Below are 17,928 nucleotides of genomic sequence, written 5' to 3'. Positions count from 1 at the left end.
ACCGGCGCGGACGCCGGTCTTCGGAGGAGCGGATCAGGCCTTGGTGGCCAGGCGGCTGTTGCGGATGCCGTAGAAGAAGTAGATGCACAGCCCGATCAGGGTCCAGCCGACGAACACCTTCCAGTGTTCCTGGAATGCCTGGAAGAACAGGCCCACGCAGAACAGCGCGCCCAGTGGGCACACCGCCCAGAACAGCGGCACCCGGAACGGGCGCGGCAGATCCGGACGGGTGAAGCGCAGCACCATCACGCCGACGCACACCGTGGCGAAGGCCAGCAGGGTGCCCATCGACACCAGTTCGCCCAGCACGTCCAGCGGAATCAGTCCGGCCAGCAGCGCAGCGAGCACGCCGACCACCACGGTGCCGACGTAGGGGGTGTGGAAACGGCGGTGCACCTTGCCGAACAGCTTCGGCAGCAGGCCGTCGCGCGCCATGGTGTAGAAGATGCGCGGCTGCGCCATCAGCATCACCAGCACCACCGAGGACAGGCCGGCGATGGCGCCGATCTCGACGAAGGTCTTCAGCCAGGCCAGCTGCGGATAGTGCTCCAGCGCAGTGGCCACCGGCTTGGCGGTGCCGAGCTGGGTGTAGGGCAGCAGGCCGGTCAGCACCGCGCAGACGATGATGTAGATGACGGTGCAGATGGCCAGCGACACCAGGATGCCGATCGGCATGTTCTTCTGCGGGTCCTTGGTCTCGCCGGCGGAGGTGGAGACCGCATCGAAGCCGATATAGGAGAAGAACACGATGGAGGCGGCGCGGAAGATGCCGCTCCAGCCGAACTCGCCCGGGCCGGTGTTTTCCGGGATGAACGGATGCCAGTTGTCCGGGTTGATGTAGAAGATGCCGACGCCGACGAAAAGGCAGATCACCAGCACCTTGATCGCCACCACGATGGCGTTGACGAAGGCCGATTGAGTGACGCCGACGTAGCACAGCGTGCTGACCGCGGCCACGATCAGCACCGCCGGCAGGTTGACGATGTTGCCCGAGGCGACGAAGGCGTGGCCGGTCCAGGTCAGCGGCGCGCTGGCCAGTTCCGCGGGGAAGGGCAGGCCGAGGGTGCCGGTGACGAAGCTGATCAGATAGGCCGACCAGCCGACCGCGACGCTGGAGCCGGCGAACAGGTATTCCAGCACCAGGCACCAGCCGATGAACCAGGCCACGCCTTCGCCGAGCGTGGCGTAGGAGTACGAGTAGGCGCTGCCGGAGACCGGCAGCATCGCCGCGAATTCGGCATAGCACAGGCCGGCGAAGGCGCAGGCCAGGCCGGCGAACACGAACGAGAGCATCACCGCCGGGCCGGCATGATTGGCCGCGGCCTGGCCGGTGAGCACGAAGATGCCGGCGCCGATCACCGCGCCGATGCCGAGCAGGATCAGGTGTCTGGCGGTGAGGGTGCGTTTGAGGGTGGCTTCGCCCTCCAGACTGCCTTCGAACGGTTCGCCGGCATCGACGTGACCGGCCGGTTCGATCGGCTTGACCCTCAGCAAAGACTTGAGCATTCGGTGCATCCCCAGGTGGCGGTACGGGGCAAGCGGCCCCGGCAATGGCGAAGCGCCGGGCCCGCAGCGGGCGACGCAAGCGTCGTACCATGCCAAAGCCGGCCGGCCGCCACAAGCCGCGCTGCACCGTGGACGGCGATAATGGCCGCCCCCGAATGCGAGAACGCCGATGCCGGAGTCGTCCCTACGCCAGCAGTTGCAGGCCCATGCCGGGCAGTGCCCGGACCAGGCCGAGGTCGCCGCGCAGTTCCTGGCCTTGCTCGACGATGCCGCCGATCCGTTCGTGCGCGCACGCCTGGACGGCCATTTCACCGGCTCGGCCTGGCTGGTCAGCGCCGACGGCACGCGCACCCTGTTGACCCATCACCGCAAGCTGCAGCGCTGGCTGCAACTGGGCGGCCACGCCGACGGCGACCGCGATCTGGCGCGGGTGGCCTTGAGGGAGGCCGAGGAAGAATCGGGGCTGCCCGGCCTGGCACTGGAGGATGGCGCGATCTTCGACCTGGACCGGCACTGGATTCCCGCCCGCGGCGAGGTGCCGGGGCACTGGCATTACGACGCACGCTACGTGGTCCGCGCCGGCGCGGACGAAGCCTTCGCTGTCAGCGAAGAATCGCTGGCGTTGGCCTGGCGCCCGATTGCCGAATTGCTGGATGAAGCGGACCTGGATCCGTCGCTGCGGCGCATGACGCAGAAGTGGTTGAAGCGCAGCGCATCAGCCCCTCTCCCCTCGGGAGAGGGGTTGGGGTGAGGGTCGGGCGCGAAGCGCTGCATCAATCTGGCAACACGAGGCTTCGCCCGTACCCTCATCCGCCCCTTCGGGGCACCTTCTCCCTAAGGGAGAAGGAAAAGCGCTAGCCCCTCTCCCTCCGGGAGAGGGGTTGGGGTGAGGGTCCGGGCGCGCAGCGCACCCGCAAATCCCCAATCCCAAATCCCCAATCCCCAATCCCAAATCCCCGCTAGTAAAGAATGCGCGTCCGCAACGTCCCCGCCACCTGCGCCAGCTCCTCCTTCAGCACCGCCGCCTGCTCCTCGCTGGCGCCCACGTCGATCACCACGTAGCCAACCTTGGGGTCGGTGCGCAGGAACTGGCCGTCGATGTTGACGTTGTGGCGCGAGAACAGTTCGTTGATCTGCGACAGCACGCCCGGCACGTTGCGGTGGATGTGCAGCAGGCGCAGGCTCTCGGCGTGCTCGGGCAGGGTCACCTCGGGGAAGTTCACCGCCGAAAGGGTGCTGCCGTTGTCGCTGTAGCGCACCAGCTTGGCCGCCACTTCCACGCCGATGTTGTCCTGCGCTTCCAGCGTGCTGCCGCCGACGTGCGGGGTCAGGATCACGTTGTCGTACGCGGCCAGCGGCGATTCGAACAGGTCGCCGTTGCCCTTGGGTTCGATCGGGAACACGTCCACCGCGGCACCGCCGATGTGGCCGCTGCGCAGCGCCGCGTCCAGTGCATCGATGTCGATCACCGTGCCGCGCGAGGCGTTGATCAGGTGCGCGCCCGGCTTCATCTGCGCCAGCTGCGTGGCGCCGATCATGTCGCGGGTGGCCGCGGTTTCCGGCACGTGCAGGGTGACCACATCCGAGCGCGCCAGCAGGTCGTCCAGGTCGGTGGCGGTGCGGGCGTTGCCCAGCGACAGCTTGGTCTCGATGTCGTGGAAGATCACCTGCATGCCCAGCGCCTCGGCCAGCACGCCGACCTGGGTGCCGATATGCCCGTAGCCGACGATGCCCAGCACCTTGCCGCGCGTCTCGTGGCTGCCGGCGGCCGACTTCGACCAGCCGCCGCGGTGGCATTCGGCGTTCTTCTGCGGAATGCCGCGCAACAGCAGGATGGCCTCGGCGATCACCAGCTCGGCGACGCTGCGGGTGTTGGAGTAGGGCGCATTGAACACCGGGATGCCGGCCAGTTCCGCGGCGTCCAGGTCGACCTGGTTGGTGCCGATGCAGAAGCAGCCGACCGCGATCAGGCGCTTGGCGTGGGCCAGCACCTCGGCGCTGAGCTGGGTGCGCGAGCGGATGCCGACGATGTGCGCCTCGGCGATGCGCTGCTTGAGCTCGTCTTCCGGCAGCGACTTGGCGTGCAGTTCGATCTGCGAGTAGCCGGCCGCGCGGAACACGTCGACGGCGGTCTGGCTGATGCCTTCGAGCAGCAGCACGCGGATATCCTGCTTCGGAAACGAGGTCTTCTTGGGCGACATTGCGGCGAGGGAGCGATGGCCAACGGGCTGGTCACTATGCCAGATGGCTTCGCGCTTTGGTGCGCCGCAATAGCATGCCGGGAGACCGTGGATGCAACGCCGGCGGACGGTTTCAGGTGCATCGATTGGCGGTGGCCGGCGGGGGATTCGGGAGTGGGGAGTGGGGATTCGCAAACGCGGCGACCTGCTGGCAGCGAACTGGACGCCGTTGCGCAAGGCTGGCACGCTTGAACGATTGTCTACGCTTCGACCTCTCCACTTATGACCGACCCGCGCCTGGATGCCCTGGCCCTTGCCGTTCCCGGCCTGCGCCTGAAGACCGATCCCGCCGACCTCGAGCACTACGGCCGCGACTGGACCCGGCGCTGGACCCCGGCGCCGCTGGCGATCGCGTTGCCGGCCACGGTGGAGGAGGTGCAGGCGGTGCTGCGCTGGGCCAACGACCACGCGGTGGCGGTGGTGCCCTCCGGCGGCCGTACCGGCCTGTCCGGCGGCGCGGTGGCCGCGCACGGCGAACTGGTGCTGAGTCTGGAGCGGATGAACAAGGCGCTGGCCTTCGATCCGGTCGACCGCACCCTCACCGTGCAGGCCGGGATGCCGCTGGAGGCGGTGCACAACGCCGCGCGCGAGCACGGGCTGCTTTACCCGGTGGACTTCGCCGCGCGCGGGTCGTGCTCGATCGGCGGCAACATCGCCACCAATGCCGGCGGTATCCGCGTGATCCGCTACGGCAACACCCGCGAGTGGATCGCCGGCTTGAAGGTGGTCACCGGCAGCGGCGAGCTGCTCGAGCTCAACCGCGGGCTGATCAAGAATTCCAGCGGCTACGATTTCCGCCAGTTGCTGATCGGCTCCGAAGGCACCCTCGGCATCGTGGTCGAAGCCACCCTGCGCCTCACCGATCCGCCGCCGCCGAGCAACGTGATGCTGCTGGCGCTGCCCTCGTTCGAGGTGCTGATGCAGGTGTTCGCCGCATTCCGCAGCCGGCTGCAGTTGGAGGCGTTCGAGTTCTTCACCGACCGTGCGCTGCAGCACGTGCTGGCGCACGGCGCGCAGGCGCCGTTCGACACCCTCTATCCGTACTACGTGGTCACCGAGTACGCCAGCGGCAACGAGGCGCAGGAGGCCGCGGCGCTGGCCGCGTTCGAGGCCTGCATGGAGCAGGGCTGGGTGCTGGACGGGGTGATCAGCCAGAGCGAGGCGCAGGCCGCGCAGCTGTGGCGCCTGCGCGAAGGCATTACCGAGGCGGTGGCGCGCTACACCCCCTACAAGAACGACGTGTCGGTGCGGATCTCGGCGATGCCGGCGTTCCTGGCGCGGACCCAGGCGCTGCTCGGCGAGGCCTACCCGCAGTTCGAGGTGGTGTGGTTCGGCCACATCGGCGACGGCAACCTGCACATCAACGTGCTCAAGCCCGAGGCCACTGCGCCGGCGGAGTTCATCGCCGCCTGCGAGCAGGTCACCAAGCTGCTGGCGCAGGTGCTGGCCGAGCACGGCGGCAGCATCTCCGCCGAGCACGGTATCGGCCTGGTCAAGAAACCCTACCTGGACAGCACCCGCGGCGCCGAGGAGATCGCGTTGATGCGCGCGGTCAAGCGCGTGTTCGATCCGTCCGGGCTGCTCAATCCGGGCAAGCTGTTCGATCCCTGAGTCCGGCCGCGAGACCGCCGCGCGGCCCGTTCAGGCGCTGCGCGGGGCGGACCGCTAGGCTATGCGGCGCGGCACTGGCCGTCCCCTTTTTCACGATCCCGTTTGGAACGATTGCGATGACCCGAGTGACCGCGCGCTGCGCCCTGCTGTTCGCCCTGATCCTGCCCGCGTTCGCGCAGGCGTCCAGCTTCGCCGGCAGCTCCGCCGGTTCGGCCTCGGCCGGCTCGGCCGGCAGTTCGGCGTCCTCGGACAGCAGTTCCAACAACGACAAGGTGGTGCTGCAGGCGCGCGACGACGCGGCCGGCTTCGTCGCCAGCGCCGGCCGCATCCGCGGCGTGCAACTGGAAGCGGCGCTGCGCGTGCTGCGCGAGCGCAACCCGCAGGCGCAACAGGCCAGCGATCTGGAACTGGCGCAGGCGATCCTGGCGCTGTGATCGCGCGCCGGCCACGGCGCCTGCGCGCGCGGTGGCTGGCGGTCCTGGCGCTGGCTGCTGCGATGCCCGCAGTGGCCGCGCCGCTGTCTGCCGACGAGAGCGGGCTGAGCCCAGCCGAGCGCACCGCCAGCCAGGCCGTGCTGGCTGCGGCGCAGGCGCGGCTGCCGCCGGCCTGGACCGCGGCGCTGCCCGCAGGGCTGCCGCTGCAGTGGCGCGACGACCTCCCCGCACAGGTGCACGGGCGCGCGCAGGCCAAACGCCTGCTGTTGAACAAGCGCCTGCTGCGCGACTGGATGGCGGCAGAGGATCCCGACACCGATCCTGCCGTCGATCCGGCGCGGCGGCCGGCGCTGGCCGCCCTGCTGCACGAGCTGGCGCACTTCTACGACCGCTCCGCGGCGGGGCGGCTGTCGTCCGATCCGCGCCTGCTGGATCTGGCCGGCTGGCAGGTCAGCCCGATGCGCCTGGGCCTGCGTCGCGGCCAGAACCGGTTCGCCGAGCGCAGCCCGGATCCCTACGAATTGCAGTCGCCGGCCGAGTTCGTGGCGGTGAATCTCGAGCACTTCCTGCTCGATCCGGACTACGTCTGCCGGCGGCCGGCGCTGGCCCGCTACTTCGCCGCACGCCTGGCATGGACGCCACCGGCGAGCGCATGCGCGCCCGGCCAGGTGTTCGTGCAGGACCCGCTGGCCGACGCGGCCGCCTTGCTGCAGGTGGACCCGGCGCGGATCTACGCGGTGGACTACCTGCTGGCCGAAGGCAACGCGCAGCCGATGAGCCACTGGGGCCACAGCATGTTGCGCCTGGTGATCTGCGCGCCGGGGCGGCCGCTGGGCCCGGCATGCCGGCTGGACCTGGCCGAGCACCGGGTGCTGTCGTTCCGCGCCTTCGTCGACGACGTGCAGATTTCCAACCTGCGCGGGCTCACCGGCTCCTACCCGTCGCGACTGTTCGTGTTGCCGCTGCGCCAGGTGGTGGACGACTACACCCAGGTGCAGTTGCGCGGCCTGCAGTCGCTGCCGTTGCGGCTGTCGCGCGAAGAGATCGCCGCGCTGCTGGAGCGTGCCGCGCAACTGCACTGGAGCTACGACGGCCGCTATTACTTCCTGAGCAACAACTGCGCGGTGGAGACCTACGCCTTGTTGCACGACGGCGTGCCGCGGCTGGCGGCCGCGCACCTGTCCGGGATCAGCCCGACCGGCCTGCGCCGGCGCCTGGTACGCGCCGGCATCGCCGATGCGTCGGTGTTCGACGACGCCGACGCGGCGGTGCGCGATGGCTACTTCTTCCCGGCGGCGAGCGCGCATTTTGCGCAGATGTTCGCGGTGGCGCGCGGCTCCCTGGCACTGCCGGCCCGCAATGCCGACGCGTGGCTGGACCTGCCGGCCGCGCAGCGCGCGCCGTGGCTTGAGCGTGGCGACCTGCGTGCCAGTGCCGCCTTGCTGGTGCTGGAGAACGCCGCCCGCCGCCGCGCCGAACAGCGCGGCCGCGATGCGTTGAAGCGGCGCTATCTGGGCAAGCCGCAGCCGACTGCGGTGGCCGGTGCGGGCGAGGGCGATGCGGGTGCCGACACGCGTGACGCCGCCAGCGCTGTGCGTGCCGTGCTGGCCGAGCAGGGGCTACTGAGCCAACCGGCGAGCCTGCTGCAGGGGCAGCCGGGCTATGGCCTGCCGCAGGCGCAGGAACGCGCTTGGCTGCAGGTGCAGGGACAGGCACGGATCGCGGCGCTGCACGACGACGGCGCCGCGCTGCAGACGCGCCTGCGCGGGTTGCTGCCGGCGCCGCTGCAGGCGGACCTGGCGCAGATCGATGCCAACCTGGCGACGCTGGGCGCACGCCTGCGCACGCTCAATCGCGAAGGCGGCGGACTGCAGTTGGATTCGCCGTCGCTATTGCGGCAGCGTGGTGGGCAGCCGTAGCGCGGCGTGCGGGCTTGTGATGCGAGGCGATCGAAGGGAACTGGATCGCGCGTGCGGTTGACGACGGCGCGGTTGCGGCTGAAGCCGCTCCCGCGACGTTCGCGGCGTGAGTCCGCAGCACCGGTGCGTCGCAGGCGCAGCCGTGTTCGCATGAAGGAAGACTGATAGCTCCATCGGTCGGGACTGAAGTCCCTCCCACAGAAACGCGGCGCGCTTCCAACCCATTTATGTAGGGGGCGGCTTCAGCCGCGACGAGCGAAGACGCGAAGCCGGCCGATGTCGACGGCCGTCAGGGCCGACGCCGATGCCCGCAAGGGCGCCACCTTGCCGGCCGGCAAGCCGTCATCACGGCAGCTCAAGACCCGCATCCTCGCCGTAGCGGCGCAGCCAGGCGTCGCGCGGCGGATCCTGGCGGTACTGTGCACGCAGCGTCGCCCAGGTCTGTTCGTTGCCGTCGCAGTACTTGGCCATCGCCTGCTCCAGTTCGCGCCGCCGCGCCGCGTCGTAGGGCTCTTCGCCGGCGAAATGGGTGCAGGTGTCCTGGCGCGCGACGAAGGCGCGGATCGGCGCGGGCAGCGTGCAGAAACCGTCGTGGTGCTCGGGATCGACCGCGTCGGGAATCGTGCACGCGGGCTTGGGGGCGGCCGCCGTGGCCGGCGTCGCCGGCACGGCGAGCGCCAGCACCGGCACGGCCAGCAGCAGGCCGAGGCAGGCGCGCCGCGGCGCATGCGCGGCGCTGCCTGTGCGGGAGACGTGGGTGACACGGCGCCCGCGCATGGGCTCAGTCGGCGCGGCCGGCGAATTCGCCGGTGGTGGTGTTGACCAGCACGCGCTCGCCGTTGCCGATGTACTCCGGCACCATGATCTCGATGCCGGTGTTGAGCTTGGCCGGCTTCGGGCGCTTGGTGGCGGTGCCGCCCTTGAGTTCCGGCGGGGTCTCGATCACTTCCAGGGTCACGCTCTGCGGCAGTTGGATCGCCACTGGCTGGTCGTCGATGACCTGCACGTAAATGCCGCTGAGGCCGTCGGTGATGTAGCCGGCGTCGGTGCCGATCGCATCGGCGTCCAGGGTGTAGGGGGTGTAGTCCTCGTCGTCGAGGAACACGAAGGCCTCGCCGTCCTTGTACGAGAAGGTGGCCTGGCGGCGCATCAGCTCGACCTCGCGCAGGTCGTCGTCGCCGTCGAAGCTGGCATCGAGCTTGTTGCCGCCCGGCACGCTGTACATCACGAAGCGGAAGCGCACGTTGCCGCCGCGGCCCTGCGGCGAGCTGCGCTCGATGTCGCGGATCTGGTACACGCCGTTGTTGTACTCGACGACGTTGCCTTTCTTGATTTCGTTGGCTTTCATGAGGGCTGGGAATCGGGAATGGGGAATAGGGAATCGAAACAGGGTCAAGCAGGCGGAGAGGATCAGCGGAAGGGAAACGCCGTTGCGATTCCCCATTCCCCATTCTCCATTCCCGGCTACTTAGGCGCCAACCGCACCGCGCCGTCGAGGCGGATGGTTTCGCCATTGAGGTAGCGGTTGCGCAGCAGGAACATCACCGTGTCGGCGAATTCGTCCGGGCGGCCGAGACGCGAAGGATACGGGATCGACGCGGCCAGCGACTGCTGCACGGCCTCGGGCATGCCGTCGACCATCGGGGTCCAGAAGATGCCCGGGGCGATGGTGTTGACGCGGATGCCGAAGCGCGCCAGTTCGCGCGCCATCGGCAGGGTCATCGCCACCACGCCGCCCTTGGACGCGGCGTAGGCGGCCTGGCCGATCTGGCCTTCGTAGGCGGCGACGCTGGCGGTGTTGACGATGACGCCGCGCTCGTCGTCCTCGCCCGGGGCGTTGTGCTGCATCAGGTCGGCGGCGGCCTTGGCGACGTTGAAGCTGCCGACCAGGTTGACCATCACCGTGCCCTGGAAGGTGGCCAGCGGCATCGGCGCTTCCTTGCCGAGCACGCGGCCGGCGCCGAGGATGCCGGCGCAGTTGACCGCGGCATTGAGGCCGCCGAGGAAATCGCGTGCCGCCGCCAGCTGCGCCGCGACCTGGGCCTCGTCGCTGACGTCGGTGCGCAGGTAGCAGGCCCGCTCCGCACCCAGCGCGGCGACCGTGGCCGAGCCCTTGTCGTCGTTCAGATCGAACAGCGCGACCTTGCCGCCTTCGGCGACGATGCGCTGCGCCACCGCCAGGCCGAGGCCGGACACGCCGCCGGTGACCACCGCTTTGAGATCGGCAAGCTGCATGGATGTTCCCTCCCAGGAAAACGCCCAGTTTAGAGGCTGCCGCCGATTGCGGCGAGACGCGACGATCGCCCGCGGTGCGCAAGCCTGTCGCCGGATGCGGCGCTGTCGCGGCTCAGGCCTCGGCACCCAGCGCCTGGCCGACCTTGCTGCCGGTCGGCCGGCCGAGTTTCTGCGCCAGCCAGCGGCCGGTCGCGGCCAGCGCGGGCAGGTCGATGCCGGTGTCCACGCCATTGCCGTGCAGCAGGTAGACCACGTCCTCGCTGGCCACATTGCCGCTGGCGCCCTTGGCATACGGGCAGCCGCCCGCGCCGGACACGGCCGCATCGACCACGCGCGCGCCTTCTTCCAGGCAGGCGGCGATGTTGGCCAGGGCCTGGCCGTAGGTGTCGTGGAAGTGCACCGCCAATGCGTCCATCGGCACCACGGCGGCGACCGCGCGCAGCATCGCCCGCGCCTTGCCCGGCGTGCCCACGCCGATGGTGTCGCCCAGCGAGATCTCGTAGCAGCCCATCGCATGCAGCCGCTGCGCCACCCGCACCACGTCGGCCAGGGGGACGTCGCCCTGATAGGGACAGCCGAGCACCGTGGACACGTAGCCGCGGACCTTGACCCCGTCCGCCGCCGCGCGCTCCAGCACCGGCGCGAAGCGCGCCAGCGATTCGTCGATGCCGGCATTGGTATTGGTGCGGTTGAAGGTCTCCGAGGCGGCGGTGAACACGGCCACCTCGCGCACGCCGACCGCGGCCGCGCGTTCGTAGCCCTGCAGGTTCGGCACCAGCACCGGATAGTCCACGCCCGGCACCTGCGCGATGCCGGCGTAGACCTCGGCCGCGTCGGCCAGTTGCGGGACCCATTTCGGGCTGACGAAGCTGGTCGCCTCGATGCTGCGCAGGCCGGTGCGCCCCAGTCGCGCGATCAGCTCGATCTTGTCTTCCGTGGCGACCCAGGCCTTCTCGTTCTGCAGGCCGTCGCGCGGGCCGACTTCGACGATGCGCACGCGGTCGCTCATCGGCGAGACTCCTGCGCCGTTGGCCGGGTACTGCGCATGAGACGGGAAGCAACGAGGATCATCGGAATTCCTGAGAGAGGGAGGCGGTGAAACACCGGCGGCACGTCCAGCGCCGTCCGCGGGAACGACGCGGCGGCGCGGATCAGGCCGACGCCGGGCGGTGGCAGACCGCTTCGATGTTGTGGCCGTCCGGATCCAGCAGGAACGCGCCGTAGTACTCGGGGTGGTAGTGCGGGCGCAGGCCCGGCGCGCCGTGCTCGCGGCCGCCGGCGGCCAGGCCGGCACGATGGAACGCGTCCACCTGCGCGCGGCTGGCGGCGACGAAAGCCACGTGCACGCCATTGTCGCCGGCGTCGCGGCCGCCGTCGGCGATCCAGAAGCTGGGCTTGCCGTCGCGGCCGAAACCGACGTGGCGCTGGCCGCCGCTTTCCTCGGCGCTCACCTGCATCACCACATCCAGCTCCAGCGCGGCCAGGGCGGCGCGGTAGAAGGCCAGGCTGCGGTCGAGGTCGCTGCAGCGCAGGCCGAGATGGTCGAGCGGGTTCATGGGCTGGCCCTCCAGGCCGGTTCGCGTTTCTCCAGGAACGCATTCAGTCCTTCCTGGCCCTCGGCCGAGACCCGCAATTGCGCGATCAGCGCCGCGTTGGCCTGGTCCAGCGCATCGCGCTCGCCGCCGGCCGCGACCCGCCGTACCAGGGCCTTGGCGCCGGCGGCGGCCAGCGGCCCGGCCTGGCCGAGCAGGGCGACCTGGCGTTGCACCGCCGCGTCCAGCGCCTCCGGCGCCACCGCCTGGTGGACCAGGCCGATCTGCGCCGCGGTGGCGGCGTCGAAGGTTTCCGCGCTGGCGAACCAGCGCCGCGCCTGGCGCGCGCCGATCGCCGCGATCACGTACGGCGAGATCACCGCCGGCAGCAGGCCCAGCCGGCTTTCGCTGAGCGCGAAGCGCGCATCGGTGGCGGCCACGGCGATGTCGCAACAGGCGACCAGGCCCACCGCGCCACCGAACGCCGCGCCTTGCACCCGCGCCACCGTGGGCTTGGGCAGTTCGTCGAGCAGACGCATCAGCCGCGCCAGGGCCAGCGCATCGTCCAGGTTCTCCTGTTCGCCGGCGCCGGCCATCGAGCGCATCCACTGCAGGTCGGCGCCGGCCGAGAACGCCGCGCCGGCACCGGCCAGGACCAGTACCTGCACCTGCGGATCGGCGCCGATCTGCAGCAGGGCGGCGCTGAGCTGGGCGATCAGCGCGGCGTCGAAGGCGTTGCGGACCTCGGGTCGGTTCAACTGCAGGGTCAGGACCTTGCCGGATCGTTGCAACAACAGGGCATCGCTCATCGAACACGCTCGTACAAAGGGAAAACGGCAGCCATACGGCGATCATAGCCGGCCGTGCCGGTCCCGCCATGACGCGCCGCGGCGATGCTACAATTGATAACCATTCTTATCGACGGAACGTGCTGTGACGTTGTCCGACATGCCGTTGCGCAGCAGCGCCCTCGTGGAATCCGTGCACGACCGCCAGCCCAACGACGCCATCGCCCGGCGTCTGCGCGAGCTGGGCTTCGTCGCCGGCGAACAGGTGCAGGTGCTGGCCAGCGGGCCGATCGGTGGCGAACCGCTGCTGGTGCAGGTGGGCTATACGCGCTTCGCGCTGCGGCGCAGCGAGGCGGCACGGGTGCAGGTCAGTGCGCTGGACGAGGTGCGCTCGTGAGCGCGGTGGCCGCGCCGCTACGCCTGGCCCTGGTCGGCAACCCGAACTGCGGCAAGACCGCGCTGTTCAATCAGTTGACCGGCAGCAAGCAGAAGGTCGCCAACTACGCCGGCGTCACCGTCGAGCGCAAGGAAGGCCGCTTCCGCGCGCCGTCCGGGCGCGAATTCGCGGTGCTGGACCTGCCGGGCGCCTACAGCCTGCAGCCGGCCAGCCTGGACGAGGCGATCACCCGCGACCTGTGCCGCGGCTTCTACCCGGGCGAACCGGCGCCGGACGTGCTGGTCTGCGTGGTCGACGCCACCAATCTGCGCCTGCACCTGCGCTTCGCGCTGGAACTGCGCGAGCTGGGCAAGCCGATGCTGGTGGCCTTGAACATGGTCGACGCGGCGCAGCGCCGCGGCATCCAGATCGACCGCCAGGCGCTGGAACAGGCGCTGGGCGTGCCGGTGATCGAGACCGTGGCGGTGCGCCGCAACGGCGCCCGCGCCCTGGTCGAGCGGCTGGACGCGCTGGCGCCGGCACTGCCGCCGGCGGTGGCGCCGAGCGAAGGGCAGGGCGACTACCACCAGCAGGTGCGCGCGATCCTGGCGGCGGCGGTGTCGATGCCGACCCGCACCTCGCGCGTCGACGACGCGCTGGACCGTTGGCTGCTGCATCCGGTCGCCGGCCTGGTGACCCTAGTGCTGGTGATGTTCCTGATCTTCCAGGCGGTTTTCGCCTGGGCGCAGCCTGTGATGGACCTGATCGACGGTGGGACCAAGGCGCTGGGTGTCTGGGTCGGCGGAACGCTGCCGGAGGGACCGTTGAGTAGCCTGCTGGTGGACGGCATCATCGCCGGCCTCGGTGGGGTGGTGGTGTTCCTGCCGCAGATCCTGATCCTGTTCGCCTTCATCCTGGCGCTGGAGGAATCCGGCTACCTGCCGCGCGCGGCGTTCCTGCTCGACCGCATGATGGCCGCGGCCGGCCTGTCCGGGCGCTCGTTCATCCCGCTGCTGTCCAGCTTCGCCTGCGCCGTGCCTGGGATCATGTCCACGCGCAGCATCCAGGACCCGCGCGATCGCCTGGCGACCATCCTGGTGGCGCCGCTGATGACCTGTTCGGCACGCCTGCCGGTGTACACCTTGCTGATCGCCGCGTTTGTGCCGCAGAAGCAGGTGTGGGGCGTGCTCAATCAGCAGGGCCTGGTGTTGTTCGGCCTGTACGTGGCAGCGATCGTCAGTGGTTTGGCGGTGTCGTGGACGATGAAGAAGTGGCGCCGCGACAAGGGCGAGCATCCGCTGCTGCTGGAACTGCCGTCCTACCGCGTGCCGCACCTGCGCGATCTGGCGCTGGGCCTGTGGGAGCGCGCGGCGATCTTCCTCAAGCGCGTCGGCGGCATCATCCTGGCGTTGACCATCCTGCTGTGGTTCCTGCTGAACTTTCCGGCGCCGCCGGCCGACGCCACCCTGCCGGCGATCGACTACAGCTTCGCCGGTCGCATCGGCCACGCCATGACCGCGGTGTTTTCGCCGCTGGGCTTCAACTGGCAGATCTGCATCGCGCTGATCCCCGGCCTGGCCGCGCGCGAGGTGGCGGTGTCGTCGCTGGCGACGGTGTACGCGCTGTCGGCGGCCGACGACGATGCCGCCGCGCAGGCGCTGTCGCCGTTGATCCACGACGGCTGGTCGCTGGCCACCGCGCTGTCGTTGCTGGTCTGGTACATCTACGCACCGATGTGCATTTCCACCCTGGCCACGATCAAGCGCGAGACCAACTCGTGGAAGCAGATGAGCTTCGCCGCGTTCTACCTGTTCGCGCTGGCGTATCTGGCCTCGCTGGTCACCTACCAGGTTGCGGTGGCGCTGGGAGCCGGCTGAGATGAACGCCTCGCTGCTGCTGCAGTACCTGGTGATCGCGCTGGCGGTACTGGTCAGCGCCTGGGTGGTGTTGAAGAAGCAGTTCCCGGGCACCGCGCGCAAGCTGCGCGGCGCGCTCGCACTACGCCTGCTCAAGCCCGGCCGGGCGGCCTGGCTGCAGGCGCTGGGGCGGCGCATCGCACCGCCGGCCAGCGCCGGTGCAGGCGCCTGTGGCGGCTGCGACAGCTGCGGGCCGACGCCGCCGCGGCGGCACTGAGTCGCGTCGCCCGCTGCTGGCCGGCGCATCGCTTGTGCGCCGCACATGCGCGTCGCCATTGCGGCGACTATCCTATGCCGATGACCAGCCCATTCCAGTTTTCCCGCCGTGCGCAGGCGCTGACCAGTTCGGCGATCCGCGAAATCCTCAAGGTCACCGAACGCCCGGAAGTGATCTCCTTCGCCGGCGGCCTGCCGTCGCCGGATACCTTCCCGGTCGCGCGCATGCGCGAGGCCTGCGACAAGGTGCTGCGCGACGCGCCACAGGCGGCGCTGCAGTACGGCCCGACCGAAGGCTATCTGTTGCTGCGCGAATGGGTCGCGGCGCGGCTGAGCCGCGACGGCGCCCACATCCGTCCCAGCCAGGTGCTGATCACCACCGGTTCGCAGCAGGGCCTGGACCTGCTCGGCAAGGTGTTCATCGACGAAGGCAGCAAGGTGCTGGTGGAAACGCCCAGCTATCTCGGCGCGCTGCAGGCGTTCTCGCTGTTCCAGCCGGCGTTCGCGGCGATGCAGTCGGACGACGACGGCGTGGTGGTGGACGCGCTGGACGATGCGCAGCTGGCCGGCGCGCGCTTCATGTACGTGCTGCCGAACTTCCAGAATCCGACCGGACGGCGCCTGCCGCTGCACCGGCGCCAGGCGCTGGTGGCGCGTGCGGCCGCGGCCGGCGTGCCCATCGTCGAGGACGATCCCTACGGCGAGCTGTGCTACAGCGGCGACACGCTGCCGAGCCTGCTGTCGATGAACCCGGAGGGCGCCATCTACATGGGCTCGTTCTCCAAGGTGTTCGCGCCGGGCCTGCGCCTGGGCTATGTGGTCGCGCCGGAGCCGGTGCATGCCAAGCTGGTGCAGGCCAAGCAGGCGGCGGATCTGCACACGCCCTCGTTCAGCCAGCGCATCGTCTACGAGGCGGTGCAGGACGGGTTCCTGGATGCGCATATTCCCGGCATCCGTGCGCTGTACGCCAGCCGTTGCGAGCAGATGCTGGCCGCCCTGGCCAAGTACTTCCCGGCGCAGGTGCGCTGGAACCGCCCGGCCGGCGGCATGTTCATCTGGGTCGAACTGCCGGAGGGCATGGACGGCGGCGCGCTGCTGAGCAAGGCGATCGAGCGCAACGTGGCCTTCGTGCCGGGCGCGCCGTTCTTCGCGGTCGCGCCGCAGCGCAATACCCTGCGGCTGTCGTTCGTGACCGTGCCGGCCGAACGCATCGAGACCGGCGTGCGCATCCTCGGTGCGCTGCTGCAGGACGAGGTCGCTGCGCACCGGCGCGCGACGGCCTGAGTCCGGCGTCGCCTCCGTCGATGACGTCGTCCGATGCCGCCGTCGCGTCCTGGACCATCGACGCGGTCCTGGTCGGCCGCGCGCAGGCGTTCACCCGCCCGGGCAGCCGCAGCGCGATCGACAAGCGGCCCCAGGACGGACGCCTGCGCATCGGCCCGGAGGGGCTGGAGCTGGACGAGCAGGGCGACCGCCGCGTGCATGGCGGCCCCGACAAGGCCTTGCACCATTACCCGCGCGATCACTACCCGGCCTGGCGCGAGGAACTCGGCGCACATGCCTTGCTGGACGCGCCGGGCGCGTTCGGCGAGAACCTCAGCAGTAGCGGGGTGACCGAAGCCGACCTGTGCCTGGGCGACAGGCTGCGCCTGGGGACGGCCGTGGTCGAGGTGTCGCAGTCGCGGCAGCCGTGCTGGAAGCTGTCCGACCGGTTCGGCGTGGCCGCGCTGGCGCGGCGCGTGCAGGACAGCGGCCGCACCGGCTGGTACTACCGCGTGCTGCAGCCCGGCGAGGTCGCCGCCGGCGATCGCCTGGAGTTGCTGGAGCGTCCGTATCCGCAGTGGCCGCTGGCGCGGCTGGTCGGCCTGCTGTACCGGCGCGAGATCGACCCGGCGCAATTGCAGGACGTGCTGGCGCTGCCACTGGTGCCGAACTGGCGCACCCTGTTCGAGCGGCGCCTGGCGCAGCGTGCGGTGGAGGACTGGGACAAGCGCCTGTTGGGGCAGGCGGCGGCCGAGTAGGGCGGTTGATCGATCCGGCGAGTGTGCTCCCCTCTTGGCGGGAGCGATGGCGTCGACAGGTGCATGCCCGATTGGGTCGGTGCAATGCGTCGGGGCTGAAGCCCCTCCCACCGGGGGGTGTCCGATCGGCTGCGATGTCTCTTGGCAGGTGCCAGGTGCCTCGCCCGGCGGCTTTTTTGTCGCTTCCAGTGCCGCCACGCCCCTGTGGGAGGGGCTTCAGCCCCGACGACGGAAGCATCGCCACGTCCGAGGTGGCGCGTGGGACGCTTGCGTCTCGGGCGCGCGCGCCCTCTGTCGCACCCGCGCGCAAACCGCTAGCCTTGTGCCGATGACGACTTCTCCGCTGCGTGTGTTGATCCATGGTGCGTCCGGCCGGATGGGCCAGGCGTTGTTGCGGCTGGCCGCGCAGGACCCGGCGCTGCAAGTGGTGGCCGCGGTGGTGCGGCGCGCGCCGGCGCAGCGGGTGATCGACGGCGTGCCGTACTTCGCCGCAGCCGAACTGGGCGGCGTGCCGCCCTTCGACGTGGCGATCGATTTCAGCTTGCCGCAGGGATTCGACCCGGTGCTGGCCCTGTGTACCGCGCGCGGTGCGGCGCTGGTGTCCGGCACCACCGGACTGGAGGACGCGCAGCGGCAGGCGCTGGCCGCTGCGGCCGAACGCATTCCGCTGATCTGGGCGTCGAACTTCAGCCTGGGCGTGGCGGTGCTGCACGATCTGGTCGAGCGCGCCGCCGCGGCGCTGCCGGGCTGGGATTGCGACATCGTCGAATCCCATCACGTGCACAAGCAGGACGCGCCCTCCGGCACCGCGCTCACCCTCGGCGACGCGGCCGCGCACGGCGGCGCGACCCCGCGCTACGCCAGCCTGCGTGCCGGCGACATCGTCGGCGAACACCTGGTGCAGTTCGCCGGACTCGGCGAGCGGGTCGAACTGGTGCACCGCGCCAGCAACCGCGACATCTTCGCCCGCGGCGCGCTGCATGCGGCCGCCCGCCTGCCGGGGCGTGCGCCCGGGGCCTACCGGCTGCGCGACCTGCTCGGCTGAACGCGGTTTTCACATAAACGGCTGGCGCGGACCGCCCCGCGCCGGTACAATTCTCGCTCGCCTGTTACCCATCGCCACGGACCCGGAGA

Annotated in this window: 18 protein-coding genes; 10 read left to right on the top strand and 8 right to left on the bottom strand. The window is 70.3% G+C overall.

All coding sequences use genetic code 11. The features are described 5' to 3' along the window. Positions 1–33: 33 nt before the first annotated feature. A complete protein-coding gene (locus CEK68_RS06115) occupies positions 34–1,506 on the bottom strand; it encodes an amino acid permease (RefSeq protein ID WP_167522010.1) in 1,473 nt (490 codons plus the stop codon). Positions 1,507–1,675: 169 nt separating this feature from the next. Here CEK68_RS06115 and CEK68_RS06110 point away from each other — a divergent pair, with 169 nt between their 5' ends. Continuing rightward, positions 1,676–2,257 (top strand): NUDIX hydrolase, encoded by a 582-nt coding sequence (locus tag CEK68_RS06110; protein ID WP_152238859.1) that lies wholly within the window; start codon positions 1,676–1,678, stop codon positions 2,255–2,257. A gap of 208 nt (positions 2,258–2,465) precedes the next feature. On the opposite strand, the gene serA is transcribed toward CEK68_RS06110, so the two are convergent. Beyond that, a complete protein-coding gene (gene serA, locus CEK68_RS06105) occupies positions 2,466–3,707 on the bottom strand; it encodes a phosphoglycerate dehydrogenase (protein WP_152238858.1) in 1,242 nt (413 codons plus the stop codon). A gap of 261 nt (positions 3,708–3,968) precedes the next feature. Between serA and CEK68_RS06100 the strand changes: the two genes are divergently transcribed. The 3 genes from CEK68_RS06100 to CEK68_RS06090 all read left to right on the top strand — a co-directional run bounded on the left by CEK68_RS06100 (position 3,969) and on the right by CEK68_RS06090 (position 7,710). Continuing rightward, the gene (locus tag CEK68_RS06100) at positions 3,969–5,357 is read left to right on the top strand and encodes an FAD-binding oxidoreductase (protein WP_152238857.1); all 1,389 of its coding nucleotides are present in this window, start codon (positions 3,969–3,971) and stop codon (positions 5,355–5,357) included. A gap of 116 nt (positions 5,358–5,473) precedes the next feature. Then, entirely contained in the window at positions 5,474–5,791 is a 318-nt protein-coding gene (locus tag CEK68_RS06095; RefSeq protein ID WP_010341821.1) for a DUF2388 domain-containing protein, read from the top strand. A 62-nt stretch (positions 5,792–5,853) separates the two neighbouring features. Further along, the gene (locus tag CEK68_RS06090) at positions 5,854–7,710 is read left to right on the top strand and encodes a DUF4105 domain-containing protein (RefSeq protein WP_226977779.1); all 1,857 of its coding nucleotides are present in this window, start codon (positions 5,854–5,856) and stop codon (positions 7,708–7,710) included. 345 nt (positions 7,711–8,055) lie between these two features. On the opposite strand, the gene CEK68_RS06085 is transcribed toward CEK68_RS06090, so the two are convergent. The 6 genes from CEK68_RS06085 to CEK68_RS06060 all read right to left on the bottom strand — a co-directional run bounded on the left by CEK68_RS06085 (position 8,056) and on the right by CEK68_RS06060 (position 12,286). Beyond that, positions 8,056–8,487, bottom strand: a complete 432-nt coding sequence (locus CEK68_RS06085; RefSeq protein ID WP_152238856.1) for a hypothetical protein — start codon at positions 8,485–8,487, stop codon at positions 8,056–8,058. A gap of 4 nt (positions 8,488–8,491) precedes the next feature. Further along, positions 8,492–9,058, bottom strand: a complete 567-nt coding sequence (gene yeiP, locus CEK68_RS06080) for an elongation factor P-like protein YeiP (RefSeq protein ID WP_010343353.1) — start codon at positions 9,056–9,058, stop codon at positions 8,492–8,494. 116 nt (positions 9,059–9,174) lie between these two features. Beyond that, the gene (locus CEK68_RS06075; RefSeq protein WP_152238855.1) at positions 9,175–9,945 is read right to left on the bottom strand and encodes an SDR family oxidoreductase; all 771 of its coding nucleotides are present in this window, start codon (positions 9,943–9,945) and stop codon (positions 9,175–9,177) included. 112 nt (positions 9,946–10,057) lie between these two features. Next, on the bottom strand, positions 10,058–10,954 hold the full coding sequence (locus CEK68_RS06070; RefSeq protein ID WP_152238854.1) for a hydroxymethylglutaryl-CoA lyase: 897 nt from the start codon (positions 10,952–10,954) through the stop codon (positions 10,058–10,060). Between the two features lie 142 nt (positions 10,955–11,096). Continuing rightward, on the bottom strand, positions 11,097–11,501 hold the full coding sequence (locus CEK68_RS06065) for a VOC family protein (RefSeq protein ID WP_152238853.1): 405 nt from the start codon (positions 11,499–11,501) through the stop codon (positions 11,097–11,099). Beyond that, on the bottom strand, positions 11,498–12,286 hold the full coding sequence (locus tag CEK68_RS06060) for an enoyl-CoA hydratase-related protein (RefSeq protein ID WP_152238852.1): 789 nt from the start codon (positions 12,284–12,286) through the stop codon (positions 11,498–11,500). The genes CEK68_RS06065 and CEK68_RS06060 overlap by 4 nt, the downstream gene beginning before the upstream one ends. Positions 12,287–12,410: 124 nt before the next feature. Between CEK68_RS06060 and CEK68_RS06055 the strand changes: the two genes are divergently transcribed. From CEK68_RS06055 to dapB, 6 genes are all read left to right on the top strand, one after another. Beyond that, positions 12,411–12,662 carry a FeoA family protein gene (locus CEK68_RS06055; protein ID WP_152238851.1) on the top strand — a complete coding sequence of 84 codons (252 nt, stop codon included), beginning with the start codon at positions 12,411–12,413 and terminating at the stop codon, positions 12,660–12,662. Continuing rightward, on the top strand, positions 12,659–14,518 hold the full coding sequence (gene feoB / locus CEK68_RS06050) for a ferrous iron transport protein B (RefSeq protein WP_152238850.1): 1,860 nt from the start codon (positions 12,659–12,661) through the stop codon (positions 14,516–14,518). Before CEK68_RS06055 ends, feoB begins: the two co-directional genes overlap by 4 nt. Before the next feature lies 1 nt (position 14,519). Continuing rightward, positions 14,520–14,774 carry a DUF6587 family protein gene (locus CEK68_RS06045; RefSeq protein ID WP_152238849.1) on the top strand — a complete coding sequence of 85 codons (255 nt, stop codon included), beginning with the start codon at positions 14,520–14,522 and terminating at the stop codon, positions 14,772–14,774. A 74-nt stretch (positions 14,775–14,848) separates the two neighbouring features. Then, positions 14,849–16,057, top strand: a complete 1,209-nt coding sequence (locus CEK68_RS06040; protein WP_152238848.1) for a PLP-dependent aminotransferase family protein — start codon at positions 14,849–14,851, stop codon at positions 16,055–16,057. 20 nt (positions 16,058–16,077) lie between these two features. Continuing rightward, positions 16,078–16,794, top strand: coding sequence for an MOSC domain-containing protein (locus CEK68_RS06035; protein ID WP_152238847.1), 717 nt, complete (start codon positions 16,078–16,080; stop codon positions 16,792–16,794). Between the two features lie 328 nt (positions 16,795–17,122). Then, entirely contained in the window at positions 17,123–17,839 is a 717-nt protein-coding gene (gene dapB, locus CEK68_RS06030) for a 4-hydroxy-tetrahydrodipicolinate reductase (RefSeq protein WP_081613515.1), read from the top strand. The last annotated feature ends 89 nt before the right edge of the window (positions 17,840–17,928 follow it).

It is taken from the genome of Xanthomonas sp. LMG 12461, assembly GCF_009192935.1.
In the GTDB taxonomy this organism is placed as follows: domain Bacteria; phylum Pseudomonadota; class Gammaproteobacteria; order Xanthomonadales; family Xanthomonadaceae; genus Xanthomonas_A; species Xanthomonas_A sontii.
Note: the sequence above shows the minus strand (reverse complement) of the source record. Positions and strands in the feature narration are given on the sequence as shown.